The following is a 26,472-nucleotide window of genomic DNA, read 5'->3' as shown; positions in this document are numbered from 1 at the left end:
CATCCAGCCCCACCCTCCCACTGACGGACAGGACGATCATGCCAGCCCCCCCATCGCCCGGGGGTGTCGCTTTGCGGATTTCCCAACGGAGTCCTTCAGGAGGGGGAGGAGTCACAGACAGGGTTGAAGTGACGGGACGGGGGACCAAGGGAGTGCGGGGACAGCGGATCATTCCTGAGCAACGGGTCCGGATTCATTGGGCGAAGCTGGGAACCGACGGCGCCACCTGAGCACCGAGGTCCACGGCCGGCGATTGCAACGTGGGGCTTCGGAACCACCGGCACCCCGGGCAAGCGGCATGACCGTGAGGGCCGTGCTCCGGTACGTCAGCTCCGTCATGCACCGCCACCCCTGTCGTGGGTCCTGCCGTACGCGCGTGATCCGAGGTTCTACCCAGGAGATGGCAAGCTTGAAGGATGAACCATGCTGTTCCGGCGCCCACTCCCGCGCCCGCACCCCGCAAGCGTGCCCGTGTCCGTGCCCCCGAGCTGGTCGGCAAGGGTGGCTGGCTCAACACCGGCGGGAAGGACCTGACCCTCGCCGACCTGCGAGGTAAGTGCGTTGTTGTTGATTTCTGGACCTTCTGCTGTGTGAACTGCCTGCATGTCCTCGACGAGCTGCGCGAGCTGGAGGAGAAGCACCGCGACACCGTAGTGATCATCGGCGTCCACTCGCCGAAGTTCGTCCACGAGGCCGAGCACGAGGCAGTGGTCGACGCCGTCGAGCGGTACGGGGTGCACCACCCGGTCCTCGACGACCCGGAGCTCGCCACCTGGAAGCAGTACGCCGTGCGGGCGTGGCCGACACTCGTCGTGGTGGACCCCGAGGGCTACGTCGTCGCCCAGCACGCCGGTGAAGGGCACGCCCACGCCATCGGGAAACTGATCGAGGAGCTGGAGGCCGAGCACGCCGAGAAGGGCACGCTGCGCAGAGGCGACGGCCCGTACGTCGCCCCCGAGCCGGTCGCCACCCATCTGCGTTTCCCCGGCAAGGCACTCGTCCTCCCCGACGGAGGCTTCCTGGTCTCCGACACCACGCGCCACCGCCTGGTCGAACTCGACGCCGACGGTGAGACCGTGCGCGGGCACTACGGCAGCGGCGAACGCGGGTTCGCCGACGGCGGCCGGGCCGAAGCGCGGTTCAGCGAACCCCAGGGCCTCGCCTTCCTCCCCGACGGCCGCATCGCCGTCGCGGACACGGTGAACCACGCCATCAGGGCCCTCGACCTCGCGACGGGCGCGACGACGACGCTCGCCGGGACCGGCCGCCAGTGGTGGCAGGGCTCCCCCACCAGCGGCCCGGCCGCCGAGGTGGACCTGTCCTCGCCCTGGGACATCGCCTGGTTCGGCGACCGGCTGTGGATCGCCATGGCCGGAGTGCACCAGCTGTGGACCTACGACCCCGCGCGGGGGACGGTGCGGGTCGCCGCCGGCACGACGAACGAGGGTCTGGTCGACGGGCCCGGCCCCGAGGCGTGGTTCGCGCAGCCGTCAGGCCTCGCCGCGGCCGGGGACCGGCTGTGGGTCGCCGACTCGGAGACCTCGTCCCTGCGGTACGTGGACCTGGACGGCGCCGTGCACACGGCCGTCGGCACCGGGCTCTTCGACTTCGGCCACCGTGACGGGGCCGCCACCCAGGCGCTCTTCCAGCACCCCCTGGGCGTCACGGCCCTCCCGGACGGCTCCGTCGCCGTCAGCGACACCTACAACCACGCGCTGCGCCGGTTCGACCCGGGGAGCGGCGAGGTCACGACCCTGGCCACGGATCTGCGGGAGCCGAGCGACGCGGTCCTGGTGGACGGCGATCTGGTCGTCGTCGAGTCCGCCCGGCACCGGCTGACCCGGCTGCGGCTGCCCGAGGAGGCCGTGCGCGTCGCGGACCGGGCTCACCGCACCCGGCGGGCGGCCACCGAGGTCGCCGCCGGGACCCTGCGGCTGGACGTGGTCTTCCAGGCGCCGGCCGGGCAGAAGCTGGACGTGCGTTACGGACCCTCGACGCGGCTGCTGGTCTCCTCGACCCCGCCGGAACTCCTGTCCGAGGGCTCGGGGCCGGGTACGGATCTGAGCCGTGACCTGGTCCTCGCGGACGGGTTCACCGAGGGCGTCCTGCACGTCTCCGCGATGGCCGCCTCCTGCGACGACGACCCGGCGAACGAGTACCCGGCCTGCCATGTGCACCAGCAGGACTGGGGCGTTCCCGTCAGCGTCACCGCCGGAGGGACGTCCAGGCTTCCGCTGGTGCTTGCCGGCATGGACGAGCAGGCCTGACAGGCCGCCGGCGGCCTCGTCGTCGCTTCGGGACGGGACCACACACCCCAGGACGCAGGTGGTCCCGCCCGCCCGACGGGGTCGTTCCGGGCGGCGCCGCTACTGGTAGCGGCGCTCCTCCTCCGTGACGACCGTGGTGGTGGGGGGCACGACCATGCGGCGGCGTCGCGCGATGCTCACGTAGACGAAGACCCCGACGAGTCCGACGAGCATCATGATCCAGCCGACCAGGTCGACGTTGACGGTGTCCATCTCCCAGTCCGTGGCGAACGCCAGAATCGCCCCGGCACCGATCAGGAGAATGCATCCTCCGAGTCCCATGATTTCCGCCTCCTCGACGGCCCGGTGAATCCGGGCCGGTGTACGCATCGCTTACCCGGCCCGGCAACAAGCATGTGCGTGAAGGAGGTTGTGAGGTCTTTCAGCCCGCGAGGAACGCCGCCAGCGCGTTGGCCAGGAGATAGGGGTCGTCGGCGCCGCAGAGTTCGCGCGCACTGTGCATCGACAGGATGGCCACGCCTACGTCGACGGTCCGGATCCCGTGCCGGGCCGCGGTGATCGGGCCGATCGTGGTGCCGCACGGCATCGCGTTGCTGGAGACGAACGTCTGCCACGGCACGCCCGCCTTGTCGCAGGCCGCCGCGAACACGGCGCGGCCGCTGCCGTCGGTCGCGTACCGCATGTTGACGTTGACCTTGAGGATCGGCCCGCCGTTGGCGACCGGGTGGTGCGTCGGGTCGTGCCGCTCGGCGTAGTTGGGGTGCACGGCGTGGCCGGTGTCCGAGGAGAGGCAGATGGTTCCCGCGAAGGCGCGGGCGCGGTCCTCCAGCGAACCGCCCCGGGCGAATACGGACCGCTCCATGACCGTGCCGAGCAGCGGGCCGTCCGCGCCGGTGTCGGACTGGGAGCCGTTCTCCTCGTGGTCGAAGGCGGCCATGACCGGGATGTACGGGATCTCCTTGTCCGGCTGCCCGGCCACGGCGGCCAGCGCGGCCGTCGCCGCGTGAACCGAGAGCAGGTTGTCCATCCGGGGACCGGCGAGCAGCTCGCGGTCCCTGCCGAGGTAGGCCGGCGGCTCTACGGGGTGCGGCATCAGGTCCCAGCCGGTCACCTGGTCGGCGTCGACGCCCGCCTCCTCGGCGACGAAGCGGATGAGGTCGCCCTCCTCGACGTCGCCCAGCCCCCAGATCGGCTGCATGTGCTTCTGGCGGTCCAGCTTCAGACCGTCGGGGTTGGCGGAGCGGTCCAGGTGGACGGCGAGCTGGGGCACCCGCAGCAGCGGCCGGTCGATGTTCACCAGCCGGTGCGTGCCGTCGCGCAGCGAGATCCGGCCGGCCAGGCCGAGGTCCCGGTCGAGCCAGGTGTTCAGGAGGGTCCCGCCGTAGATCTCCACGGCGACCTGGCGCCAGCCGTACGCCCCGGTGTCCGGCAGCGGCTTGACGCGGAGGTTGGGGGAGTCGGTGTGAGCTCCCACGATCCGGAACGGGGTGTGGGCACCGGCACCCTCCGGCACGTACCAGGCCACGATCGCGCCGCCCCGCAGGACGTACTTGCCACCCGTGGAGCCGTCCCACGCGGCCGTCTCCTCGACCTGCCGGAAACCGGCCTTCTCCAGTCGCGCGGCGGCGGTGGCCACGGCGTGGTACGGGGAGGGGCTGGCCATCAGGAAGGCCATCAGGTCGTCGGTGTGCCCGCGGTCGAAGCGGAGGGAAGAGCTCATGTTCTTCACTTTAGCGACGGCGGCCCGGGAGGGGTCACGGCGGACGGCCGCCGCCCGCGGCCGCCCACCGTATGCCCGCTGTCCTCATCGGTGTGGTTCCCATGACCTCGTCCGCCTCGGTGGTCACCGCGATCGCAGGTGCGGCCCGCCCCCGTGACGGGGGGCGGGCCGCACCTGTTCTGCGCGAAGTGCAGAGGACTGGGACGAGGACTAGAACGCGGCCTCGTCCAGCTCCATCAGCGAGTTGTCGACCGCCTCGGCGAGGGCGCGCTCGGCAGAGACGCCCGGCAGGATGTTCGCAGCGAAGAACTTCGCGGCGGCGATCTTGCCCTGGTAGAAGGCTGCGTCCTTCGGGGAGGCGTTGCGCAGCTTCTCGGAGGCCACGGCCGCGCCCTTGAGGAGCAGGTAGCCGACGACGACGTCACCGGAGACCATCAGCAGGCGGGTGGTGTTGAGGCCCACCTTGTAGATGTTCTTGACGTCCTCGCCGGTCGCGGTGAGATCGGTGATCATCGTGCCGACGATCGCCTCCAGGTCCACGGCGGCCTTGGCGAGGCTGTCCAGGGAGCCGGACAGCTCCTCGTCGCCCTGGGCACCCGCGAGGAACTTCTTGATCTCCTCGGAGAGGGCGTTCAGCGAGGCGCCCTGGTCCCGGACGATCTTCCGGAAGAAGAAGTCCTGGCCCTGGATCGCCGTCGTGCCCTCGTACAGGGTGTCGATCTTGGCGTCACGGATGTACTGCTCGATCGGGTACTCCTGGAGGTACCCGGAGCCGCCGAACGTCTGGAGCGACTGCGCGAGCTGCTCGTAGGACTTCTCCGAGCCGTAGCCCTTCACGATCGGGAGAAGCAGGTCGTTGAGGCCGTTGAGCGCCTTGGCGTCCTCGCCCGCGGCCTCCTTGACCTGGATCGCGTCCTGGACGGAGGCGGTGTAGAGCACGAGTGAGCGCATGCCCTCGGCGTACGCCTTCTGCGTCATGAGGGCGCGGCGCACGTCGGGGTGGTGCGTGATGGTGACCTTGGGGGCCGCCTTGTCCATGAACTGCGAGAGGTCGGTGCCCTGGACGCGCTCCTTGGCGTACTCCAGGGCGTTGAGGTAGCCCGTGGAGAGCGCGGCGATGGCCTTCGTGCCGACCATCATGCGGGCGAACTCGATGATGCGGAACATCTGGCGGATGCCGTCGTGCTTGTCGCCGATCAGCCAGCCCTTTGCGGGGTGCTGGTCGCCGAAGGTCATCTCGCAGGTGTTGGAGGCCTTGAGACCCATCTTGTGCTCGACGTTCGTCGCGTACACGCCGTTGCGCGCACCGAGCTCGCCGGTGGTCCAGTCGAAGTGGAACTTCGGGACCAGGAAGAGGGAGAGCCCCTTGGTGCCCGGGCCGGCACCCTCGGGACGTGCCAGGACGTAGTGGAGGATGTTCTCGGACATGTCGTGCTCGCCCGAGGTGATGAAGCGCTTCACACCCTCGATGTGCCAGGAGCCGTCCTCCTGCTCGACCGCCTTGGTGCGGCCCGCGCCGACGTCCGAGCCGGCGTCCGGCTCGGTCAGCACCATCGTCGAGCCCCACTGCTTCTCGACGGCGATCTCGGCGACCTTCTTCTGCGCCTCGTTGCCCTCGTCGAAGAGGATGCCGGCGAACGCCGGGCCCGAGGAGTACATCCAGACGGCCGGGTTGGCGCCGAGCAGGAGCTCCGCGTAACCCCAGATCAGGGAGCGCGGGGAGGTCGTGCCGCCGATCTCCTCGGGCAGGCCCAGGCGCCAGTACTCGGAGTCCATGAACGCCTGGTACGACTTCTTGAAGGAGGCCGGGACGGGCGCGGTGTTGGTCTCGGGGTCGAAGACCGGCGGGTTGCGGTCGGCGTCGGCGTAGGAGTCGGCCAGCTCGTTCTCCGCGAGGCGGGTGACCTCGTCCAGGATGCTCTTCGCGGTGTCGACGTCCATCTCCGCGAACGGGCCGGTGCCGTAGAGCTTGTCGCGCCCGAGGACCTCGAAGAGGTTGAACTCGATGTCGCGGAGATTCGACTTGTAGTGCCCCATGGGAAGGCTCCGTAATCAATAGCAGTGGCGCGCAGCGCCCCGGGGAGGAGTGAGGGTCGGGCGACCAACGGCCTGGCGTGGGTATATCACCTGACCCCCACGATGATGCTACCCGTCAGTAATAAGACGCAACCCCCCGAGGCGCAGATGTGGCCGATTACTCTTTGCCGCATGTATGGCTACGACCAGAACCCGGGTGCACAGCAGCAGATGGGCGGCGGCTACGGCGAGCAGCCGTTGTACCCCGAGCCCTCGCCGCCCTCCCTGGCCGACGCGGTACGGGCCTTCACGACCGGATCCCTGTCCGCGGAGGACTTCCAGCAGATCTTCGCCACGGCGAAGGTCTACTGCCCGCGCGGCGACAACCCGGGCTTCCTCGCCCTCCACAACACCCAGCAGCCGGTGATCCCCATGTTCACCACGCTCAAGGAGTTGCGGAGCTACGCGGGCAAGGAGTCCAAGTACTTCGTGATCACCGGCGCCGAGGTGATCGACCTGCTCCCGACCGGCTACGGCTTCGTCCTGGACATGGAGGGTGATCACCGCATGGTCTTCGACGCCAAGGCGGTCGAGCAGATGGTGGACTTCGCGATGCGCCGCATGTACGGCTGAGGAACCCCCGCCGGACACGGTCCGAGGGCCCGTACCGACCAGGTGCGGGTCCTCGGTGCTGTCCGGCGGGGGTCGGAACGCGGCGGTCCGGTGGCGGTGGGAACGCGTGCCGCCTTGCGAGATGTTCAGCGTTCAACTAAGTTGGGATCAGAAGACTCCCGGAGGTGGCTCTCATGCCCGCAGTGACCGTCGAAAACCCGCTGACCCTGCCCAAGGTCGCGGCCCCGAGCGACGCGGTGACCCGCCCCGTGCTGACCGTCACGACCGCCCCGAGCGGCTTCGAGGGCGAGGGGTTCCCGGTGCGGCGCGCCTTCGCCGGGATCAACTACCGGCACCTCGACCCGTTCATCATGATGGACCAGATGGGTGAGGTGGAGTACGCGGCCGGCGAGCCCAAGGGGACTCCCTGGCATCCGCACCGCGGCTTCGAGACCGTCACGTACATCATCGACGGGAGCTTCATCCACCGGGACAGCCACGGCGGTGGCGGAGCCATCGAGAACGGCGACACCCAGTGGATGACCGCCGGCTCGGGCCTTCTGCACATCGAGACGCCCCCGGAGGCGCTCGTCATGTCCGGCGGACTCTTCCACGGCCTCCAGCTCTGGGTGAACCTGCCCAAGGCCGACAAGATGATGGCCCCGCGCTACCAGGACATCCGGGGCGGACAGGTCCAGCTCCTCGCCTCCCCCGACGGCGGCGCGCTGCTGCGGGTCATCGCCGGTGAACTGGACGGTCACGAGGGGCCGGGCATCACGCACACCCCGATCACCATGGTCCACGCGACGGTCCGGCCGGGCGCCGAGGTGACCCTGCCCTGGCGCGAGGACTTCAACGGCCTCGCCTACGTCCTCGCCGGGCGTGGCAGCGTCGGCACGGAGCGACGCCCCGTCCGCACCGGGCAGACCGCGGTCTTCGGCAAGGGGTCATCCCTGACCGTCCGCGCCGACGAGAGCCAGGACGGCAACACGCCCGACCTGGAGGTCGTGCTGCTCGGCGGGCGGCCGATCCGTGAGCCGATGGCGCACTACGGGCCGTTCGTGATGAACACCCAGGACGAGCTCAAGCAGGCCTTCGAGGACTTCCAGGCCGGCCGCCTCGGCAAGGTTCCCGCCGTCCACGGCATGTGAACGGCCCCGCACCGGCGGACGGGTGACGGGCCGTCACCCGTCCGCCGGCGCGGGAAGGACACCGGTCCCGGCCCGTGATCGGGTGGGAAATTGCCTGACAGGAAGCCTCTCCTGCCCGAAGTCGCGCGGCGGACGGCCGCCTGGTGCGGCGTCCTTCTCCTCGCCGCCGGTGTCGCGGCGGTGGCGATCTGGCTCTGCGTCGCTCTCAAGACCGCGGTCACGCCGGTGCTGCTGGCACTGCTCGGCACGGCGCTGCTCAGGCATGTCCACCGCTGGTGCCGTTGTGCGCCGCGCTCTTCAGCGTGACCGGCGAGCTGCGCGAGCACCACGGGAACGGCGAGGAGCGCATGGGACACGAGGCCGCCGGGGGCTCATGAGCCGACCCGGCCGAGTTCTGCCGACTCCTCGCACTCGTACAGTTCGAACCAGATCGACTTCCCCTCGCCCCGCGGGTCGACGCCCCACGCGTCGGCGAGCATCTCCATCAGCACCAGCCCGCGGCCGCTGGAGGCCATCTCGCCCGGCCGCCGTCTGTGCGGCAGCTCGTCGCTCGCGTCGGCCACCTCCACGCGCAGCCGCCGCTCTCCTCGTACGCCGGTCACCTCCGCCACGAGCAGCGCGTCGCCGTCCGTGTGGACCAGTACGTTCGTGGACATCTCCGAGACCATGAGCTCGGCGGAGTCGATCTGCTCCTCGTCCGCCCAGTCGTGCAGCAGCTCCCGCATCTGCTGCCTGGCCGCGGCGACCCGCTCGGGCTCGGCCTGGGCGATGGTCATCGCAGACCGCCGCCCTGGCGGCTTCCTGGTCCGCGCGGCCTCCCGGCGCAGCACGAGCACCGCTACGTCGTCCTCGCGCCGGTCCACGAGCGGCCCGGTCGTGTAGTGCGAGCCGGGGCCGTGGACGGCCTGGACCAGGGCGTCGGCGAGCTCCTCCAGGTCTTCGGCCGGCCTCTCCAGTACCGGCCGGAGCCTGGTCCATCCGGTGGCCATGTCGTGCCCGCCGGTCTCGATGAGCCCGTCCGTGCACAGCATGATCGTCTCGCCCGGGCCCAGCACGACCCGGGTCATCGGATAGTCGGCGTCCTTCTCGATGCCGAGGGGCAGGCCGCCCGCGGTCTGCCGGATCATCGCCGTGCCGTCGACGCTGACCACCACCGGGTCCGGGTGGCCCGCACGGGCGATGTCGAGGGTGCCGGTCTCCGGATCGGCCTCCGCGTACAGACAAGTGGCGAAGCGTATCGCGTCGGCCCCGTCCTCCCCGTCGGCGGGGTCGTACGCGTCGCTCAGCCCGGACAGGAAGCGGGACGCCCTGGAGAGCACGGCGTCCGGGCGGTGGCCCTCGGCGGCGTAGGCGCGCAGGGCGATCCGCAGCTGGCCCATCAGGCCGGCCGCACGGACGTCGTGGCCCTGGACGTCACCGATGACCAGCGCGATCCGGCCGTTCGGGAGCGCGATCACGTCGTACCAGTCACCGCCGACCTGGAGACCTCCTCCCGTTGGGACGTAGCGCGCCGCGATCGTCATGCCGTCGACGTCGGGGCCGAGGGAAGGCATCATCGCCTTCTGGAGGCTCAGCGACAGCTCCCGTTCGGTCTCGGCGGCACCGGCACGCGTCAGAGCCTGTGCGAGCATCCTCGCCACCGTGGTCAGCACCGAGCGCTCGTCCGGCGAGAAGGCCACGCTGTGCCGGAACCCGGCCATCCACGCTCCGGTGGTGTGTCCGGACGAGATCAGCGGCAGGAAGGCCCAGGACCGGCGTCCGAACTCGCGGGCGAGCGGCCAGGTGGCCGGATACCGCTTCCGGTACTCCTCGGGGGACGACAGGTAGATCGCCTGCCCGGTCCGTACGACCTCGGCCGCCGGGTAGTCCGTCTCCAGGGGCATGTCGATGAACGGCTTCTCGGCGCCGACGCTGTGCCCGTGGTGCCCCACGACCGTCAGCCGGTCGCCCGAGACCCCGAAGACGGCGAGCCCGTCCGGTGAGAAGCCGGGCATGGAGAGCGTACCGGCGACCCGCAGCACCTCCGCCGTGGACCCGGCCTCGGCCAGTGCCCGGCCCGCGTCCAGCAGGAACGCCTCCCGGGAGCGACGCCAGTCGCCGGTGAGCGGGGTGTGGGCGGCGATGGTCTCCGAAGGCTGCGCGACCTCCTGGAGGATGCCCATCACCACGTAAGTCTGGCGGCCCGGCGAGTCGACCGGCACCGGCTTCGACCGGGTGCGCACCGTTCGTACGACCGTGCCGTTCGCGTCCACGACCCGCATACGGGCCTCGGCGACGGTGCCCTCGGCGATCGCGAGGTTCACCACGCTGTCCATCTCGTGCCAGTCGGCGGGGTGGAAGCGGCGGCGTACCTCCTCGCCGGGGCGTGCCACGGGCTCAGCGGGCAGTCCGAGCAGCCGGGCCGCCTCAGCGTCGAGCAAGGCGGTGCCCGAGGAGCCGTCCCAGCTCCACAGACCCGTCCCGATCGCAGCCAGGATCTCCTCGGTGCGCATTACCCCACTTTAGGAAGAGGTTCTCCGTGGCCGCCACCGAGGGAGGCTGCCCCGCAGCACCCCCGGGACGTTCGTACGCGCGTCCCGGTGGACGGTGCGGCATCAATGCCAATGAAGTGGTGCGCCTACGGGCGGTAGCCTGGGGTGTCAATCCGCCCCGACCGCGAAGACTGGATGAACGACGATGCATCGGTACAGGTCCCACACCTGCGGCGAGCTCCGCGCCTCTGACGTCGGCACCGACGTCCGGCTGAGCGGCTGGCTGCACAATCGCCGAGACCTGGGCGGCATCCTCTTCATCGATCTGCGCGACCACTACGGTCTCGTGCAGCTCGTCGCCCGCCCCGGCACCGCCGGCAACGACGCCCTGGCGAAGCTGACCAAGGAGACCGTCGTCCGGATCGACGGCAAGGTCTCCGCGCGCGGCGCCGACAACGTCAACCCGGAGCTCTCCACCGGCGAGATCGAGATCGAGGTCACCGAGGTCGAGGTGCTGGGCGAGGCGGCCCCGCTGCCCTTCACCATCAACGCCGAGGACGGCGTCAACGAGGAGCGGCGCCTGGAGTACCGCTTCCTCGACCTGCGCCGCGAGCGCATGCACCGCAACATCATGCTGCGCTCGTCCGTGATCGCCTCCATCCGCTCCAAGATGGTGGCCCTCGGGTTCAACGAGATGGCGACCCCGATCCTCGCCGCGACCTCCCCCGAGGGCGCCCGTGACTTCGTGGTGCCCTCCCGGCTGAACCCGGGCAAGTTCTACGCGCTCCCGCAGGCACCGCAGCAGTTCAAGCAGCTGCTGATGATCTCCGGCTTCGACCGCTACTTCCAGATCGCGCCGTGCTTCCGCGACGAGGACGCCCGCGCCGACCGCTCGCCGGGCGAGTTCTACCAGCTCGACGTCGAGATGTCCTTCGTCGAGCAGGAGGACGTCTTCCAGCCGATCGAGAAGCTCATGACCGAGCTCTTCGAGGAGTTCGGCAACGGCCGCCACGTGACCTCGCCGTTCCCGCGCATCCCGTTCCGCGAGTCGATGCTGAAGTACGGCAACGACAAGCCGGACCTGCGTGCCCAGCTGGAACTCGTCGACATCTCCGACATCTTCGCGGACTCGGAGTTCAAGGCCTTCGCCGGCAAGCACGTCCGCGCCCTTCCTGTGCCGGACACCGCGGGCCAGTCCCGGAAGTTCTTCGACGGCCTCGGCGCCTACGCGGTCGAGCACGGCGCCAAGGGCCTCGCCTGGGTCCGTGTCGGCGAGGACGGCACGCTGGCGGGTCCGATCGCCAAGTTCCTCACCGAGGCGGACATCAAGACCCTCACCGAGCGTCTGTCCCTCGTCCCCGGCCACGCCGTGTTCTTCGGCGCGGGCGAGTTCGACGAGGTCTCCAAGATCATGTCCGTCGTCCGCGTCGAGGCCGCCAAGCGCGCCGGCCTCTTCGAGGAGAACGTCTTCCGCTTCTGCTGGATCGTCGACTTCCCGATGTACGAGAAGGACGAGGACACCGGGAAGATCGACTTCTCGCACAACCCGTTCTCCATGCCCCAGGGCGGCATGAAGGACCTGGAGGAGAAGGACCCGCTCGACATCCTGGCGTGGCAGTACGACATCGTCTGCAACGGCATCGAGCTGTCCTCCGGCGCCATCCGTAACCACGAGCCCGAGGTCATGCTGAAGGCCTTCGCGATCGCCGGGTACGAGGCGGAGACCGTCGAGAGGGAGTTCGCGGGCATGCTGCGCGCGTTCCGCCTCGGCGCTCCGCCGCACGGTGGCATCGCCCCGGGCGTCGACCGCATCGTGATGCTGCTGGCCGACGAGCCCAACATCCGGGAGACGATCGCCTTCCCGCTCAACGGCAACGCCCAGGACCTGATGATGGGCGCGCCGAGCGAGCTGGACGAGGCGCGCCTGCGCGAGCTGAACATCCAGCTCCGCAAGCCCGTCGCGGCGGCGAAGGGCGAGGCCAAGGCCGCCGACCCCAAGGACTCGGTGGTGCGGGACACCGGCGCGAAGTAGGCGTCGCGGTTCCGCTTCGGTTCCACGTGAAACAGCCCCCGGCCACCGGCCGGGGGCTTTTCCGTCCGCCGGGCCGTTTCGGAGCGGCGGTGGTTCCGGGCTTCCTTCCTGCGTACGGGTGAGGGTGGGGAACTTCCCGGGCCCCGGGTACAGGGACCGGGTACATCCGGAGGGTTCCGGTTCGGACTCGGCGCCTGCGGGCCCGGCGAGGACTGGCATCCGGAAGTGCTCGTCCGCCCCGCCACCGAGGAGCCCCGTACCGTGTCCGTCGCCCGCCGCCCGTACGTCCTGCTCGTCATCCTCTTCCTGCTCATCATCGGCTGCTCGGCCGGTGCGGTGCGGACCACGCCGGAGCCCAAGGGTGCGGCCGGCCCCCAGGCCGCGGCCGTGCCCCTCGCCGTTGAGCCCCTCATGCCTCCGGCGGACATCCCGGGCCTCGGCCCCGGCACCAGGGAGCAGATCCCGGACACGGCGAGGCAGGCCCTCGTCGTGACCGGTTCCGGTCCCGACTCCAACCGCTCCACGGCCGTGCTCTACAGCCGCGACGACCCCGCACGCGGCTGGAGACCGGACTCGGGGCCCTGGCCCGCGCACAACGGCATGGAGGGCTGGACGGACCACCACCTCGCCAACGACCTCCGCTCGCCGGTCGGGGTCTTCGGCCTCAGCGACGCGGGTGGCCGGCTGCCCGACCCGGGAACCCTCCTGCCGTACGACGAGGAGCCCCGCTTCGCGGTCAGCGGCGAGGGCTTCCTGGGCGAGCCCCTGGAGGGCTCTTTCGACTACGTCGTCGCCATCGACTACAACCGCACCCCGGGCACGTCCCCGCTGGATCGCGACCGGCCCCTCGGTGAGGACAGGGGCGGCGGCATCTGGGTCCACGTCGACCACGGCGGCCCCACCCAGGCCTGCGTCTCGCTCACCGAGGACCGGATGCGGGAACTGCTGCTCACCCTGGACCCCCTGAAGCACCCCGTGATCGTGATGGGTGACGCCGCGGCACTCGCCAGGTGAGCGAGGAGCCGCCGGGGCGTAGGAAGGAGCCCGGGACCCGGAGATCGGGTCCCGGGCTCCTTCGTCGCTCGGGAAAGCGCGGCGTACGCGGTCGTGCCGCGGCGTCAGGCGGGCTTCTCCTCCAGGCGCGGGAACAGCACCGCGCCCTTCGTGACCGTCGCGCCGACGGGCAGCTGCCCCCAGCGGCCCGCGTCCTGCACCCGCTGCTCGGCCAGGGCGCCCAGGGACGCCTCGGCGCCCAGGGACTCCCACAGCTTCTGCGAGGTGTCCGGCATGACGGCGTTCAGCAGGACCGCGACACCGCGCAGTGACTCGGCGGCCGTGTACAGGATGGTCGCGAGCCGGGCCTGGCCCTCCGGCGACGTGTCCTTGGCGACCTTCCAGGGCTCCTGCTCGGTGATGTAGCCGTTCACCTGCTTCACGAAGTCGAAGACCGCCAGGATGCCGCCCTGGAAGTCCAGCTCCTCACCGATCTTCAGGTCCGCCGCGGCGACGGCCCGGGCGAGGCCCTCCTGGACAGGGAGCTCCGCGTCACCTGGCGCCGTGGCCTCCGGCAGCGAACCGCCGAAGTACTTGCCGACCATGGCCGCGACGCGCGAGGCGAGGTTTCCGTAGTCGTTGGCGAGCTCGGAGGTATAGCGGGCGCTGAAGTCCTCCCAGGAGAACGAGCCGTCGCTGCCGTAGGCGATGGCGCGCAGGAAGTACCAGCGGTAGGCGTCCACACCGAAGTGCGAGGTCAGGTCCTGAGGCTTGATGCCCGTCAGGTTCGACTTGGACATCTTCTCGCCGCCGACCATCAGCCAGCCGTTGGCGATGACCTTGCCCGGCAGCGGCAGGCCCTGTGCCATCAGCATGGCCGGCCAGATCACCGAGTGGAACCGGAGGATGTCCTTGCCGATCAGGTGGACGTCCGCCGGGAAGGTGCCGTCGAACTTCTCCTGGTTGGCGCCGTAGCCGACGGCCGTCGCGTAGTTCAGCAGCGCGTCGATCCACACGTAGATGACGTGCTTCGGGTCCCACGGCACCGGGACGCCCCAGTCGAAGGTGGACCGTGAGATCGACAGGTCCTGGAGACCCTGCTTGACGAAGTTGACGATCTCGTTGCGGGCCGACTCCGGCTGGATGAAGTCCGGGTTGGCCGCGTAGAACTCCATGAGCTTCGGGCCGTACTCGCTCAGCTTGAAGAAGTAGTTCTCCTCCTTGAGGAGCTCCACCGGCCTCTTGTGGATCGGGCACAGCTTCGTGCCGTCCTCGGCCTCGATCAGGTCGCCGGGGAGCTTGTACTCCTCACAGCCCACGCAGTACGGGCCTTCGTACCCGCCCTTGTAGATCTGGTCCTTGTCGTACAGGTCCTGCACGAACTCCTGCACACGGTCGGTGTGCCGCTTCTCCGTCGTCCGGATGAAGTCGTCGTTCGCGATGTTCAGGTGCTCCCAGAGGGGCTTCCAGGCCTCTTCGACGAGCTTGTCGCACCAGGCCTGGGGGGTGACGTTGTTCGCTTCGGCCGTGCGCATGATCTTCTGACCGTGCTCGTCCGTGCCGGTGAGGTACCACACCTTCTCGCCGCGCTGGCGGTGCCAGCGGGTGAGCACGTCGCCTGCGACGGTCGTGTAGGCGTGGCCCAGGTGAGGAGCGTCGTTGACGTAGTAGATGGGGGTCGATACGTAGAAACTCTTCACGCCGTCGCCCCCTTGCTTCTCGGATCCAGTGGCCGCCATGGTCGAAATCCTAACGGTCCATGGGAGATCGACTCACATCGATTGCCGCGGGCCCGGCCTGTCGGCCGTGCGGCCGACCGCTCAGACCCGAGGCGTTCCGGCCACGGCGGTGCCCGGCCCGAGGGCGGGCTCGCCGTGACCGTACGGCTGACGGCGGTCAGCCTTCCGCGACGACCCCGCGGGCTGCGGTCCAGGCGGGCAGCCCGGCGAGCGCGTCCCGGTAGAACGCCGCGTCCGGCACCTCGCGCGGCGCGGGGCCCGCGTGCAGGAATCCGACGTTCGGGAGGTTCAGCCTGCGCAGGAAGTCGAAGCCCTTCGCGTCCTCGTCGCCGAACCCGACGAACTGGAAGAACAGGGGCAGCCGCGCCGCATCGGTGAGCGCCTGCTTGGCGGCCTGCCTGGCGTCCGGGGCGCCGTCGGTCTGGAAGATCACCAGAGCCGGACCGGTGGCCCCGGACTTCTCGTAGTGCGTGACGATCTCCTCGACGGCCCGGTGGTAGTTCGTCCGGCCCAGGCGGCCGAGTCCCGCGTGCAGCTCGTCGATCCGGCCCTCGTGAGCGGTCAGGCCGATCGCCCCGGTGCCGTCGATGTCGGTCGAGAAGAACACGACGGGCACGGTGGCGTCCGCGTCCAGGTGCGCGGCGAGCGCGAGGGCGCGGTCGCCGAGGTGCTGGGCGCTGCCGTCCTTGTAGAACGGCCGCATCGACCCGGAGCGGTCGAGCACCAGGTACACGGTGGCCCGGAGCCCGGTCAGGCCGTGCGCCTTGAGCGCGGCCTGTGCCGCCTTGTACGGGGCGACGAGCTCGGGGGCGGTTGCCTTGACCCGGGCGAGGGTGACGGCGGGCCTGCCGGCGGGGGCGGCCTTGGCTGCGGCTACGGGCGCGGGCTCGACGACGGCCGCGGGTGCGGCGACGGGTGCGGCTGCGACCGGCTCGGGCGCCACCAGGGGCTCGGCTTCCGCCACCGGCTCGGGTGCGGCGACGGGTGCGGCCTCCGGCTCCTGCGAGGGGGCCACGGCCGCGAGCTCGGGCGCGGCGGGGGCCACGGTCTCCTGCTCGACCGGCGGGGCGGTGTCGGGCACCCCCTGGGGCGCGACGGCCGCTTCCGCGACGGGGCTCTCCTTCTCCGCGACGGGGGCCTCGGCCACGGGGACGGCCTCGGCCTCCGCAGCGGGCTCATCGGCGGCGGGCTCGGGAGCCCTGTCCACCTCGTCAGCGGCCGTCGCGCCCGCGGCGGGGTCGGCGGCCGTGGCGGTCTCCACGGCGGGGACGGTCACCTCGGCCGTCACGGCGGGGACCTCGACGGGCGCGGCCTCCGCCGTCGGTTCCGGGTCCGGCTCCGGTTCCGGGTCCATGTCGATCAGGATCGGAGCCACGACTGCCGGCTCCGGGTCGGCCGCGATCACCGGGGCCACCGCCTCCGGGGCCTCCGGCGCCGGCTCCCCGACCCGCGCGGAGTCGTGGGACTCCGTGGCCAGGTTCGCCTCAGGGGCACTGCCCTGGGCCGGGACCCGGGGCGTGGGGGCCGGTGCCGTGGCCGCCTTGTCGAAGGCCGCCGCCACCAGGTCCGAGGCCTTGCCGTCGTCGTGCTGCTCGGCCGGGGGAGGGGACGCGGGGGCCGGTACCGAGGCCTTCGCGGGCTCTGCCGCCGAAGCGCTCGTCTCCGCCTCCGTGGGCTGGGTGCGCTCGGCCTGGGGAGGGACGGTGGCCGTGGTCGGCTCGTCCTGCTCCGTCCGGCCGAACACCTTGCGCAGCAAGCTCCGAATGCCCATGGGCGAGGCCTTTCGCATGAGTTGGGTGCGATTAATGTCCGTACTGCGGGAATTGATCCCTGGCCAGGGCGGATACGTAAGGTTAGCGGCCGGATCCGGCCGTTCGGTGGCGCGGCCCGCCCCCGTGTCAACAGAGCGTCGACCGAGCCGTGACCGGGCCCCGAAAGGGCCCTGGAGAGCACACGGAAGCTCCCCGGGAACGACACGGACGCGCCACGAGTTGGGCTGCGACCGGACCGGGAGCACAGCGGTGTGCTGGGCTTCATGCTTCGTTCCCACGTATCGCGTGACCGCGGACCTAACGATCCGGCCAACCCGACCCGTGAGCAGGCCGAGATCGCCTGGGCCGCGCACGGACTCTCCGTGCTCGTCGTCCAGGAGGAGCACCCCGCTCGCCACGGGCAGCACCGCGCACGTGCAGTGGGAGCTCTGCGGCTACGACACGGGTGCGGTCGGCAGCGGCTTCCGCTCCTGAGCCCACAAGGGGCCTCACCGGATTAGAGTCGGACGCATGGTTTCCGGTGAGACGCCGCAGGCGGAGGGAAGTGTCCGGGTCGACGCCTGGATCTGGGCGGTACGGCTGACGAAGACCCGGTCGCAGGCCGCCGCCGCCTGCCGCGCGGGACACGTGCGGGTCAACGGCGAGCGGGCGAAGCCCGCCCAGGCACTGCGCACGGGCGACGAGGTACGGCTGCGGCACGCGGGCCGGGACCGGGTCGTCGAAGTGTCCAGGATCGTCAGGAAGCGCGTGGGTCCGCCGGTCGCCGCGGAGTGTTTCGTCGACAACAGCCCGCCCCCGCCGCCGCGTGAGGTCGCGCTGCAGGTGCCGGTGCGCGACCGGGGCACGGGCCGGCCGACCAAGCGGGACCGCCGTGAGATGGAACGTCTCCAGGGGCGCGGCACCGGACCGGACCAGGACGTCCGTCCGGACAGGACCTGACCAGGCGCCGGGGCGGGGCACGGGGCCGGACCCCGACCGAAGCTGATCCGTTCCGGGCCTGATCCGTTCCCGAGCGCGTAGCCCGCCTAGCTCTGGTAGCCCTCCACCTCGTCGGCGGGGCGGACCCGTGCCTGTGACGGGTCCTCGCCGAACTCGCTGAGTGCCCGCCGCTGCCGCAGCAGGTCCCAGCACTGGTCCAGCTGCACCTCCACCTCGCGCAGCCGCGACCGCTCCTCCGCTGAGAGGCCCAGATCGGCGGTCGAGCGCGTGCGCAGGGCACGCTCCTCGCTGATCAGTCCGTCGATGTTCTCGAAGATGTCCTGGTCGGCCATGAGCTTCTCCTGGTCCGTTTCCTGCCGGGCGACGTGGATGTGGGCGGACGTGTACGACGATGCCGGCCGGCCTCGTCAGATCGCGAACACGGTCTTCCCGCGCGCCCCGCCCGCGCGGTTCTGGACGAGCGCCTGCGGCGCCTTCTCCAGGGGGAGTTCCATGTCCAGGGGGACCTCCAGCTCCCCGCGTGCCACCAGCGAGGCCAGTTCGTCGAGGAGCCCCGCGGTGACGGCGAGCCGGAAGTCTGCCCAGGCGACGCCGGCCGGGGCCGCGACCCCGCGGGTGGTGACCGCGACTCCCCCGTCGCGCAGCAGGGCGGCGTGACGGGCGAAGGAGGCCGGGTCGGTCGACACGAGGTCGACGAGTGCGTCGACACCGCCGGGATACAGCTCGCGCACCGCCGTTTCGAGGGCCTCCGTGCCGTTGGCCGTGTCCACGGAGGTGGTGGCACCCAGCGCGCCCATCCGCCGCCGTTCGTCACCCCTCACCGCGGCGACGACCCCGATGCCGCGAGCGGCCGCCAGCTGGGTCAGGAAGCTCCCGACGCCGCCCGCCGCTCCGACGACCAGCAGGCTCAGGCCGCTCCGTACGGCGGTGCTCGACAGGATCTGGGCTGCCGTCGCCCCGGCGGACGGCAGGGCCGCCGCGGCCCTGAGCGGCATGTCGCGTGGGACCAGCGTGACCGGGGAGTCCTGGTGGACGCAGAGGTACTCGCCGTAGGCCCCGCACAGCCCGACGGGCGGTGCCGTCACGCGCCCGAAAACCTGGTCGCCGACCCGGAAGCGGTTCCCGCCGCCGCCGATCATGTCCACCCGCCCCGCGAAGTCCGTTCCCAGGACGAGCGGGAACACGTGCGGGGCGACCCCGTCGAGGGCGCCGTCCGCGGTCTGCCAGTCGAGCGGGTTGAGCGCCGCGTACTCGACCTTCACCCGCACCTCGCCCGCCTCGGGATCGGGCTTCGGCAACTCGACGAGACAGGGCTCCGCACGGAACGCGCTGACAGCGATGGCTCGCATACGGCAGACCTCTCAGTCGCCCCCCTGCTCTCACGATTCCCACTCTCGCCCGGCCCACGTACCCGCGCACGTCGGAGCCGGGGCGCCGGATCAGCCGCCCTGGGCCAGGAGCGGGCGCGCGGGTGCCCGGCGATCCTCGCGCCGTCGTGGAGTCCTATCCCCGGCGGGCCGCGACGATGCGTCCGGCCAGTGAGCCGGCCACCATGACCGCTCCCAGGACGAGCACGATCCACACCGTCGTCCGAAGCGAGGCGGTGAGCGCGTCGTACACCGCGGCGGCGGCGTCCCTGTCGGTGCCGGGGACCTGATCCAGGACCCGCGTCCGGCCCACGGCGACGGCGATGCGCAGGAGGACGGCGCCCAGCAGGAGCCCGCCCCCGGCCACCGCCGCGGCCGTGAGGGCGGCCCGCACCCCGCCCCGTACGAGCACGAGGCCCAGTACCAGGACGAGCAGCACCACCGTCCCGACGGCGGGCCAGACGCTGCAGTACCGCAGCCACTGGAACGAGGACCGCAGCTCGTCCGCCCGGTCGGCGGACAGCACGGTGATCGTGGTCTCCCGCACCGGGATGCCGTCGGCGAAGGGCACGCCGTCGGCGACGAGCTGCTTCTTCACCTCGCCGATCACCGGAGCGAGGTCGATGGTCACCGCCTGCCCGTCGTCACCGTGCAGCGCGGCGCTCACGGCCTGGTGGGCCGTCCGGTTCGCGCTGTCCCAGGCCCGCCGGAACGCCGCGGTCGTGGTGAACGACAGGGCCGCCTCGTGCAGGAAGTCCTCGACGGAGTCCTGCAGCGGCCCCACGTCGATGCTCTTCATCGCCTCCTCCGTGACGAGCGTGGCGACGGTGGCCCGCACGTCCGGGTCGGAGGCCAGCGGGGAGACGGCGGCGAGATAGCGGTCGGTGTCGTCGAGCTCCAGGTCGACCCAGGCCGAGAGCGCACTCAGCGGGACCAGCAGGGTGAGCAGGACGAGGAGCACCGCCGACAGGGCCGCTGAGAGGTAGGTCCGCACAGTGACCAGCCAATCCCGTCCGGCGGAGGGGCGCTCCGGGCCGTGGGCCGTTCGAGTTGCCGGGCGGCGCCTCCGGGTGTGCTCTGGAGTGACAGACGGACGGGGGCCGATGTGAGGAGCTGTGCGCCATGGCCACACACGCGACGATGCCGACGCGACGCCGCTCGCATGCCCGCACCCCGGCGCGCAGGAGCCACGGCCCGCTGGCATGGGCGACGCCGGTCTCGCTCGGCGTGATCCTCGGCTTCTGGGCCTTTTACATCAAGAGGGACGGCGGGACGACCACCGACGGCCAGATCTACCTGGGCGTCATCTCCGGGGTCGCGTACGCCGCGCTCTGCTACGCCTTCGTCCTGGTCGCTCACGCCCTCCCGAGGGTGCTGCGGGCCGGCGGATACGCAGTGCTCGCCGGGGGCGCGATCGGCTACCTCTTCAGCCTGAACGGCAACAGCGTCTTCTCGTCGAGCGGACTGGGGCTGGTCGTCGGCGCGGGCATGTTCCTGACGATGTTCTACTTCGACTACAGCCACCAACGGTGACCTGCGCCGAGCGCGACGGGACCCCGCGCGGTCCCGTCGCGCTCGTGTGTGGCGCGTCGGCCGGGGTTCAGTCGTGGACGACGGTCACCGGGCAGGCGGCGTGCTGCGTGACGTGGAGGCTGACCGAGCCGAGCAGTTTCGCCTTGAAGCCGCTGTAGCCGCGAGCGCCGACCACGAGCAGGTTCGCGCCCTCGGAGCGGTCCAGCAGCGACTGTGCCGGGTTGCCGATCACGACGATCCTCTCGATCGCCGCCGCGGCCTCGGCGCCGAGGGCCTCCTCCAGCGCCTCGTCGAGGGCGACGGTCGCCACCGCCTGCGGGTCGAAGTCCTCCGGCATGCCGGGCATCATCGACGCCCAGCTGGTCGCGGGGTACTCCCAGCTGTTCACGGCCTCGACGGTGTCGCCGGTCAGCTCGGCCTGGCGTACCGCCCAGCGCAGTGCCTTGAGTGACGCGTCCGATCCGTCCACTCCCACGACGATCCTGCCCATGTCTGCCTCCCGCTGATCGAACATTTCCGGCATTCGCCCATGACTCTAGTCAAACCGGCCGCCGGGGTCGTGGCGGCCCCCGGCGTCGGCGTCAGCCGATCCGCAGTTCCGCGAGCTGCTGCTCGAAGGGCACGACGGCGTCCTCGCCGTCGTCGAGCGTGAGCGTCCGTGAGGCGCCCGAGACGGTGTGCCCGGTGACGGCGGAGGCCAGCTCGCCGCCCGCGCGCCGGATGCGGGACGGGAGGCCTTCGGTGTACTCGTCGCCCTGCGAACCCCAGTCCTCCGACGCCGCGTAGACGGACGTCGGCAGGACGACGGCCCGCAGGTAGGTGAAGAGCGGGCGCATCGCGTGCTCCAGGACCAGCGAGTGCCGGGGGGTGCCGCCGGTCGCCGCGATCACCACGGGCTTGCCGGTCAGGGCGGTGTTCTCGACCAGGTCGAAGAAGGACTTGAACAGCCCGCTGTACGAGGCGGTGAACACCGGCGACACGGCGATCAGACCGTCCGCCCCGGTCACCGCGTCCAGGGCCTTCTTCAGGCCCGCCGGCGGGAAGCCGGTGACCAGGTGGTTGGCGATGTCGACGGCGAGATCGCGCAGCTCGACGACCTCGACCTCGACCCGCCGGTCCTGATCGCCCGCGAGGCGCTCGCGGGCGGCCTCGGCGAGCCGGTCGGCAAGCAGCCGGGTGGACGAGGGGCTGCTGAGCCCGGCTGCGACGGCGACGATCTTCAGGGGGGCGGTGGCGAGCACGTTCCTCAGAGCTCCTTCGGTTCCGCGGTGGCGGCGGCACGGGCGGCGGCGACCGCCGGGTGGACGGGGGCGTCCGGCACTCCGGCCGGGCGCAGGCGGGCGAACTCCTTGCGCAGTACGGGCACGACCTCCTCGCCCAGGATGTCGAGCTGCTCCAGGACCGTCTTCAGCGGCAGTCCCGCGTGGTCCATCAGGAAAAGCTGGCGCTGGTAGTCGCCGACGTCCTCACGGAAGGACAGGGTCCGCTCGATGACCTCCTGCGGGGACCCGACGGTCAGCGGGGTCTGCTGGGTGAAGTCCTCCAGCGAGGGCCCGTGGCCGTAGACCGGCGCGTTGTCGAAGTACGGGCGGAACTCCCGCACCGCGTCCTGGGAGTTCTTCCGCATGAACACCTGGCCGCCGAGGCCCACGATGGCCTGCTCGGCGGTGCCGTGCCCGTAGTGGGCGTAACGGCGCCGGTAGAGGTCGACCATCTTCCTGGTGTGCTCCATGGGCCAGAAGATGTTGTTGTGGAAGAACCCGTCGCCGTAGTAGGCGGCCTGTTCGGCGATCTCCGGGGAGCGGATGGAGCCGTGCCAGACGAACGGCGGGGTGCCGTCCAGCGGGCGCGGGGTCGCGGTGAAGGACTGGAGCGGGGTGCGGAACTTCCCTTCCCAGTCGACGACGTCCTCGCGCCACAGCTTGTGCAGCAGGGCGTAGTTCTCGATCGCGAGCGGGATGCCCTGCCGGATGTCCTTGCCGAACCAGGGGTAGACCGGTCCGGTGTTGCCGCGGCCCATCATCAGGTCGACGCGGCCGTCGGCGAGGTGCTGGAGCGTGGCGTAGTCCTCCGCGATCTTCACCGGGTCGTTGGTGGTGATCAGGGTGGTGGACGTGGAGAGGATCAGCTTCTCGGTGCGGGCGGCGATGTAGCCGAGCGTGGTGGTCGGCGAGGACGGGACGAACGGCGGGTTGTGGTGCTCACCCGTCGCGAACACGTCCAGGCCCACCTCCTCGGCCTTGAGCGCGATCGCCAGGGTCGCCTTGATCCGCTCGTTCTCGCTCGGTGCCGTACCGGTCGTGGGGTCGGTGGTGACGTCCCCGACGGTGAAGATCCCGAACTGCATGGCGCCCGCCTCCAGAAGATTTTGGTTGAACGTTGAACTATGTGAACACACCCTACAACGGAGCACCCCCCTTCTCTATTCCGGCCCCTCCGCGGCCCTGCGGCCAACGGCGCGGCGGAAAGGCGGTCGCGCCGCCCGGTCGCACCGCCGGACGGAGCGCGACCCCGGCCGGTCGGGCTACAGTCGGACCATGACCTCCGTACCGTGCCGCACCTGGTGGCGCTCCTCCTAGGAGCGGCCGCCTCTGCCAGCACGGAACCAGGGCCGTTCGACACACGGACGGCCCTTTCCGCTGCCCCACCGCTCCGCGACGGGCCGTCCTCCACGCGTACACCAGCAGCGAGGAGAACCCCGTGACCATCACCGCCGACCTGCCCGCCGACCTGCCCGCCGGCCCCGCCGCGCGCCGCAGCGCAGAGCTGGAGCAGCGCCTCACCCGCGACCCCGGAGCGTTCCGCGTGCTCACCGGGGACCGGCCCACCGGGGCCCTCCACCTCGGGCACTACTTCGGCACCCTCGACAACCGGGTGCGGCTCCAGGAACTCGGCGTGGACGTCTTCGTGCTCGTCGCCGACTACCAGGTCCTCACCGACCGGGACGTCGCCGAGCGGCTCACCGAGCACGTCGAGGGACTGCTCCTGGACTATCTCGCCATCGGCATCGACCCCGCCCGCAGCACGGTCTTCAACCACAGCGCCGTCCCGGCCCTCAACCAGCTGATGCTGCCGTTCCTCTCCCTCGTCTCCGTCGCGGAGCTCGGCCGCAATCCCACGGTGAAGGACGAGATCGCCCACTCCAGGCAGGCCGCCGTCAGCGGGCTCATGTACACCTACCCGGTGCACCAGGCCGCCGACATCCTGTTCTGCAAGGGCAACCTCGTGCCCGTCGGACAGGACCAGCTGCCGCACCTGGAGATCACCCGCTCGATCGCCCGGCGCTTCAACGAGCGCTACGGCCGCGTCTTTCCCGAACCCGACGCGCTGCTCTCCGCCGCGCCGCTGCTGCTCGGCACCGACGCCACCAAGATGAGCAAGAGCCGCGGCAACTCCATCACCCTGGGCGCGAGTCCGGAGGAGACCGCCCGTCTGGTCAAGGGCGCCACCACCGACGCCGAACGCCACATCACCTACGACCCGGAGAGGCGGCCCGGGGTGTCGGGCCTGGTCCTGCTGGCCGCGCTCTGCCTCGACCGCGACCCGCACGACGTCGCCGAGGAGATCGGGAGCGGCGGCTCGGCAGCCCTCAAGCGGACCGTGACCGAGGCCGTCAACACACGCATGGCCCCGATCCGGGCCCGACGGGCCGAGTACGCCCGGGACATGGGGTACGTACGAGAGGTGCTGCGCGCGGGCAACGAGAGGGCGAACGCCTTGGCGGACGCGACGCTGCGCGAAGTGCGCGAGGCCATGGGCACGCCGGGCTGACCGTACGGGACCGAATGGGGCGCGGCGCGGGACCCCGCACCGCCCGGCGGGCGGGCCGCCGGGCGGTCAGCGCCGGGCCATCGAGCGCTGCCCGCGCAGCAGTTCGGCCAGACCGCGACGGGTCGCCGCGATCACGACGCGGTCCTGCGCCCGCAGCACATAGCCCGGGTGCAGGTCCCAGACCAGCCCGGCGGGCCGGTCGGCGGCCGCCGGCCCCGGCGCGAGCGGGTCGAACGGCGGTACGGCGGCCAGGTCGGGGAGGCGGTCGCACGGCGGGGTCGCGTCCAGGGCCAGGACCCGCCAGGCGCCCGCCCGGAACGCCTGCTCGACCGTCCGGCCCTCCAGCTGCGGGTGGCCCGCCACCTCCAGGGCCGCGAAGAGCAGCACCTTGCGCTCGACCGGAACCGCCCCCAGGATCTGACGTCCCATCATGGCCACCGCGAACGCCGGGGCCGCCAGATGGGACACCGAGCGGGAGCGGGTCAGGGCGTGCGGATGGGCGGTGCGCAGGGTGCGGTATACGGCGGTCGCGAACTCGTCGTCGAACAGGCGCAGCGCCACCCGGAGGTCGGGTTTCACCGACCGGGCGTACAGCGTGGCCTCCAGGTTCGTCGTGTCGACGCTGGTCAGGGCGAGCAGCGCGCGGGCCCGGCGGATCTTGGCGGCCTCCAGGACGCCCTCCTGGGTGACGTCGCCCAGGACCGTCGGGACGTGCAGGCTGCGGGCCAGCGGGATGCCCCGTGCCTCCGGGTCCTCCTCCACCACGACGACGGGTATGTCGAGCTCGCGCAGCCGCACCAGCACCCTCGTACCGATCTTGCCGAGGCCCAGCAGGACGACGTGGCCCGACAGACCGCGCGGCGGGCGGCGCAGCGAGGACGCGGTGCGCAGCGAGCCGAAGGCCTCCAGGACGGCGGCGACCAGCAGGGGCAGCAGCAGGAGCCCGGCCGTCCCGGACAGCAGCTGGATGACCTGGCGGGACGCGGGGTCGCCCTCCTCGACGGCGGGGTCGCCCATGGCCAGCAGGTCGAGCAGGGTGAGATAGGCGGCGTGCAGCGGGCTGTCGCCGGTGGTGATCACCGACGCCACGGCGAGGGCGACGACGGCCGCCGCGACGCCCAGCGCCGACCAGCGCAGCCTGCGGGAGAAGACCTGGCCGAGCGGGGCGCCCCTGCCTCCCATCCGGGCGGGCGCACGGTCGGGGCCAGCCTGGCTGATGGCCTCCAGGACGATCGTGCCCCGGCCGGTCGCGGCGCGCACCGTCGCCCGGTCGGGCAGGAGCTGCGGCCCTTCGGCGCCGCTGCTGTCCGAGCCCTCGGAGCCCGCCGGGTCCTGACTGGTGGAGGAGAGGAGTGCGAGGGTGCACAGCCCGGGGTCGGCGTGTTCGCCCTGCCGGGGAGGTGTCCGCTCGACCGCCCGTAGCAGCAGGCCCTCGGCCTGGATGACCTTGCTGCTGCCGGTCAGTGCGGTGGCGGCCAGCGCCGGGGCGGCCGTGTCGGCGTCGGACAGGACGGTGGTGGAGGCGTCGAGCGCGGCATGCTCGAGACCCGGCATGGAGACGGCGGCGGCCTGGTCGAGCAGGGTCTCCAGGTGCTGCCCGAGCTTGCGGTTGTACAGCCGGATGACGAGCCGCAGACGTGGATTGAGCCGACGGGCCGTCAGGGCGGCGCGGATGTTGAGCTCGTCGTCGTCGTGGACGAGCGCGAGCGCGGCCGCCCGGTCGACGCCCGCCTCCTCCAGCACGTCGTAGGAGGGTTCGTGCGCCTCGATGATGCGTACGGCCTCGACGCCGGCGTTGGTGTCGCCCCCGCCGGCGGCCCCGTTGCGGTTCATGGCTGCCGACATCCGCCCGAACAGAGCGCTCGCGCGAGCCCGTTGGGTCAGCGGCAGCTCCGGCCGGCCGGCGTCGCGACCCGGCGGGAGCAGGAGGGTGACCCGCTCGCCGTACACGTAGCGCAGCTCCACGGCGAGCCGCCGGGCGAGGGCGTCGTCGCCGCTGACGACCATGTGGCCGCTTACGGGCGGGCGTTGGGGCTGCTGTGGAAGTGGTGACACGGAACCCAGCATGCCTTGCTCCTTCCGGTTCGGT

At 71.4% G+C, this 26,472-nt stretch carries 22 protein-coding genes; 9 read left to right on the top strand and 13 right to left on the bottom strand.

The window, feature by feature from the left end; all coding sequences use genetic code 11:
* Positions 1-416: 416 nt before the first annotated feature.
* Positions 417-2,267, top strand: coding sequence for an NHL domain-containing thioredoxin family protein (locus ACFU5K_RS14185; RefSeq protein ID WP_384060530.1), 1,851 nt, complete (start codon positions 417-419; stop codon positions 2,265-2,267).
* Between the two features lie 99 nt (positions 2,268-2,366).
* On the opposite strand, the gene ACFU5K_RS14180 is transcribed toward ACFU5K_RS14185, so the two are convergent.
* The 3 genes from ACFU5K_RS14180 to ACFU5K_RS14170 all read right to left on the bottom strand — a co-directional run bounded on the left by ACFU5K_RS14180 (position 2,367) and on the right by ACFU5K_RS14170 (position 6,024).
* Positions 2,367-2,588 (bottom strand): DUF6458 family protein, encoded by a 222-nt coding sequence (locus tag ACFU5K_RS14180; protein WP_327116942.1) that lies wholly within the window; start codon positions 2,586-2,588, stop codon positions 2,367-2,369.
* A 100-nt stretch (positions 2,589-2,688) separates the two neighbouring features.
* On the bottom strand, positions 2,689-3,987 hold the full coding sequence (locus ACFU5K_RS14175; RefSeq protein ID WP_384060527.1) for a M18 family aminopeptidase: 1,299 nt from the start codon (positions 3,985-3,987) through the stop codon (positions 2,689-2,691).
* Between the two features lie 210 nt (positions 3,988-4,197).
* A complete protein-coding gene (locus ACFU5K_RS14170; RefSeq protein ID WP_384060524.1) occupies positions 4,198-6,024 on the bottom strand; it encodes an acyl-CoA dehydrogenase in 1,827 nt (608 codons plus the stop codon).
* A 171-nt stretch (positions 6,025-6,195) separates the two neighbouring features.
* Between ACFU5K_RS14170 and ACFU5K_RS14165 the strand changes: the two genes are divergently transcribed.
* The 3 genes from ACFU5K_RS14165 (at position 6,196) to ACFU5K_RS14155 (ending at position 8,072) form a co-directional block, all read left to right on the top strand.
* Positions 6,196-6,636 (top strand): SseB family protein, encoded by a 441-nt coding sequence (locus ACFU5K_RS14165; RefSeq protein ID WP_073750539.1) that lies wholly within the window; start codon positions 6,196-6,198, stop codon positions 6,634-6,636.
* A 173-nt stretch (positions 6,637-6,809) separates the two neighbouring features.
* Positions 6,810-7,766, top strand: coding sequence for a pirin family protein (locus ACFU5K_RS14160; protein ID WP_384060521.1), 957 nt, complete (start codon positions 6,810-6,812; stop codon positions 7,764-7,766).
* 90 nt (positions 7,767-7,856) lie between these two features.
* Positions 7,857-8,072, top strand: coding sequence for a hypothetical protein (locus ACFU5K_RS14155; protein ID WP_384060518.1), 216 nt, complete (start codon positions 7,857-7,859; stop codon positions 8,070-8,072).
* A 65-nt stretch (positions 8,073-8,137) separates the two neighbouring features.
* Here ACFU5K_RS14155 and ACFU5K_RS14150 read toward each other — a convergent pair whose 3' ends face one another.
* The gene (locus tag ACFU5K_RS14150) at positions 8,138-10,258 is read right to left on the bottom strand and encodes a SpoIIE family protein phosphatase (protein ID WP_384060515.1); all 2,121 of its coding nucleotides are present in this window, start codon (positions 10,256-10,258) and stop codon (positions 8,138-8,140) included.
* A gap of 184 nt (positions 10,259-10,442) precedes the next feature.
* On the opposite strand from ACFU5K_RS14150, the gene aspS reads away from it, so the two are divergent.
* Together aspS and ACFU5K_RS14140 are read left to right on the top strand one after the other, a co-directional pair.
* Entirely contained in the window at positions 10,443-12,269 is a 1,827-nt protein-coding gene (gene aspS / locus ACFU5K_RS14145; RefSeq protein WP_384060512.1) for an aspartate--tRNA ligase, read from the top strand.
* Between the two features lie 261 nt (positions 12,270-12,530).
* On the top strand, positions 12,531-13,283 hold the full coding sequence (locus ACFU5K_RS14140; protein ID WP_384060509.1) for a hypothetical protein: 753 nt from the start codon (positions 12,531-12,533) through the stop codon (positions 13,281-13,283).
* Positions 13,284-13,387: 104 nt separating this feature from the next.
* On the opposite strand, the gene metG is transcribed toward ACFU5K_RS14140, so the two are convergent.
* Complete coding sequence (metG, locus tag ACFU5K_RS14135) at positions 13,388-15,001, bottom strand: methionine--tRNA ligase (protein WP_384060507.1); 1,614 nt, start codon at positions 14,999-15,001, stop codon at positions 13,388-13,390.
* Between the two features lie 157 nt (positions 15,002-15,158).
* Positions 15,159-16,772 (bottom strand): VWA domain-containing protein, encoded by a 1,614-nt coding sequence (locus tag ACFU5K_RS14130; protein ID WP_384060504.1) that lies wholly within the window; start codon positions 16,770-16,772, stop codon positions 15,159-15,161.
* 511 nt (positions 16,773-17,283) lie between these two features.
* Here ACFU5K_RS14130 and ACFU5K_RS14125 point away from each other — a divergent pair.
* A complete protein-coding gene (locus tag ACFU5K_RS14125; protein ID WP_384060501.1) occupies positions 17,284-17,712 on the top strand; it encodes an RNA-binding S4 domain-containing protein in 429 nt (142 codons plus the stop codon).
* A gap of 86 nt (positions 17,713-17,798) precedes the next feature.
* On the opposite strand, the gene ACFU5K_RS14120 is transcribed toward ACFU5K_RS14125, so the two are convergent.
* The 3 genes from ACFU5K_RS14120 to ACFU5K_RS14110 all read right to left on the bottom strand — a co-directional run bounded on the left by ACFU5K_RS14120 (position 17,799) and on the right by ACFU5K_RS14110 (position 20,073).
* Entirely contained in the window at positions 17,799-18,044 is a 246-nt protein-coding gene (locus ACFU5K_RS14120) for a DUF2630 family protein (protein WP_384060498.1), read from the bottom strand.
* 75 nt (positions 18,045-18,119) lie between these two features.
* On the bottom strand, positions 18,120-19,061 hold the full coding sequence (locus ACFU5K_RS14115) for an NADP-dependent oxidoreductase (RefSeq protein WP_384060495.1): 942 nt from the start codon (positions 19,059-19,061) through the stop codon (positions 18,120-18,122).
* A 154-nt stretch (positions 19,062-19,215) separates the two neighbouring features.
* Complete coding sequence (locus ACFU5K_RS14110) at positions 19,216-20,073, bottom strand: hypothetical protein (RefSeq protein WP_384060492.1); 858 nt, start codon at positions 20,071-20,073, stop codon at positions 19,216-19,218.
* Positions 20,074-20,201: 128 nt separating this feature from the next.
* On the opposite strand from ACFU5K_RS14110, the gene ACFU5K_RS14105 reads away from it, so the two are divergent.
* Positions 20,202-20,612 carry a hypothetical protein gene (locus ACFU5K_RS14105; RefSeq protein WP_384060489.1) on the top strand — a complete coding sequence of 137 codons (411 nt, stop codon included), beginning with the start codon at positions 20,202-20,204 and terminating at the stop codon, positions 20,610-20,612.
* Between the two features lie 67 nt (positions 20,613-20,679).
* On the opposite strand, the gene ACFU5K_RS14100 is transcribed toward ACFU5K_RS14105, so the two are convergent.
* From ACFU5K_RS14100 to ACFU5K_RS14090, 3 genes are all read right to left on the bottom strand, one after another.
* Positions 20,680-21,102, bottom strand: a complete 423-nt coding sequence (locus tag ACFU5K_RS14100; protein WP_384060486.1) for a universal stress protein — start codon at positions 21,100-21,102, stop codon at positions 20,680-20,682.
* Positions 21,103-21,193: 91 nt separating this feature from the next.
* On the bottom strand, positions 21,194-21,853 hold the full coding sequence (locus ACFU5K_RS14095) for an FMN reductase (protein WP_384060484.1): 660 nt from the start codon (positions 21,851-21,853) through the stop codon (positions 21,194-21,196).
* A 5-nt stretch (positions 21,854-21,858) separates the two neighbouring features.
* Positions 21,859-22,959, bottom strand: coding sequence for an LLM class flavin-dependent oxidoreductase (locus tag ACFU5K_RS14090; protein ID WP_384060482.1), 1,101 nt, complete (start codon positions 22,957-22,959; stop codon positions 21,859-21,861).
* Between the two features lie 353 nt (positions 22,960-23,312).
* On the opposite strand from ACFU5K_RS14090, the gene trpS reads away from it, so the two are divergent.
* Positions 23,313-24,383, top strand: a complete 1,071-nt coding sequence (gene trpS, locus ACFU5K_RS14085) for a tryptophan--tRNA ligase (protein ID WP_384060479.1) — start codon at positions 23,313-23,315, stop codon at positions 24,381-24,383.
* A gap of 66 nt (positions 24,384-24,449) precedes the next feature.
* Here trpS and ACFU5K_RS14080 read toward each other — a convergent pair whose 3' ends face one another.
* Positions 24,450-26,450: an NAD-binding protein gene (locus ACFU5K_RS14080; protein WP_384060476.1), complete on the bottom strand. Its 2,001-nt coding sequence runs from the start codon at positions 26,448-26,450 to the stop codon at positions 24,450-24,452.
* Positions 26,451-26,472 lie beyond the last annotated feature (22 nt).

This window comes from Streptomyces sp. NPDC057428 (assembly GCF_042803195.1).
Taxonomy (GTDB): Bacteria; Actinomycetota; Actinomycetes; order Streptomycetales; family Streptomycetaceae; genus Streptomyces.
This window is presented reverse-complemented; position numbering and strand designations above follow the sequence as displayed.

Coding starts and splice junctions, on each gene's coding strand:
- ACFU5K_RS14185 (WP_384060530.1), top strand. CDS start 417: ATGAACCATGCTGTTCCGGCGCCCACTCCCGCGCCCGCACCCCGCAAG.
- ACFU5K_RS14180 (WP_327116942.1), bottom strand. CDS start 2,588: ATGGGACTCGGAGGATGCATTCTCCTGATCGGTGCCGGGGCGATTCTG.
- ACFU5K_RS14175 (WP_384060527.1), bottom strand. CDS start 3,987: ATGAGCTCTTCCCTCCGCTTCGACCGCGGGCACACCGACGACCTGATG.
- ACFU5K_RS14170 (WP_384060524.1), bottom strand. CDS start 6,024: ATGGGGCACTACAAGTCGAATCTCCGCGACATCGAGTTCAACCTCTTC.
- ACFU5K_RS14165 (WP_073750539.1), top strand. CDS start 6,196: ATGTATGGCTACGACCAGAACCCGGGTGCACAGCAGCAGATGGGCGGC.
- ACFU5K_RS14160 (WP_384060521.1), top strand. CDS start 6,810: ATGCCCGCAGTGACCGTCGAAAACCCGCTGACCCTGCCCAAGGTCGCG.
- ACFU5K_RS14150 (WP_384060515.1), bottom strand. CDS start 10,258: ATGCGCACCGAGGAGATCCTGGCTGCGATCGGGACGGGTCTGTGGAGC.
- aspS (WP_384060512.1), top strand. CDS start 10,443: ATGCATCGGTACAGGTCCCACACCTGCGGCGAGCTCCGCGCCTCTGAC.
- metG (WP_384060507.1), bottom strand. CDS start 15,001: ATGGCGGCCACTGGATCCGAGAAGCAAGGGGGCGACGGCGTGAAGAGT.
- ACFU5K_RS14130 (WP_384060504.1), bottom strand. CDS start 16,772: ATGGGCATTCGGAGCTTGCTGCGCAAGGTGTTCGGCCGGACGGAGCAG.
- ACFU5K_RS14125 (WP_384060501.1), top strand. CDS start 17,284: ATGGTTTCCGGTGAGACGCCGCAGGCGGAGGGAAGTGTCCGGGTCGAC.
- ACFU5K_RS14120 (WP_384060498.1), bottom strand. CDS start 18,044: ATGGCCGACCAGGACATCTTCGAGAACATCGACGGACTGATCAGCGAG.
- ACFU5K_RS14115 (WP_384060495.1), bottom strand. CDS start 19,061: ATGCGAGCCATCGCTGTCAGCGCGTTCCGTGCGGAGCCCTGTCTCGTC.
- ACFU5K_RS14105 (WP_384060489.1), top strand. CDS start 20,202: ATGGCCACACACGCGACGATGCCGACGCGACGCCGCTCGCATGCCCGC.
- ACFU5K_RS14100 (WP_384060486.1), bottom strand. CDS start 21,102: ATGGGCAGGATCGTCGTGGGAGTGGACGGATCGGACGCGTCACTCAAG.
- ACFU5K_RS14090 (WP_384060482.1), bottom strand. CDS start 22,959: ATGCAGTTCGGGATCTTCACCGTCGGGGACGTCACCACCGACCCCACG.
- ACFU5K_RS14080 (WP_384060476.1), bottom strand. CDS start 26,450: ATGCTGGGTTCCGTGTCACCACTTCCACAGCAGCCCCAACGCCCGCCC.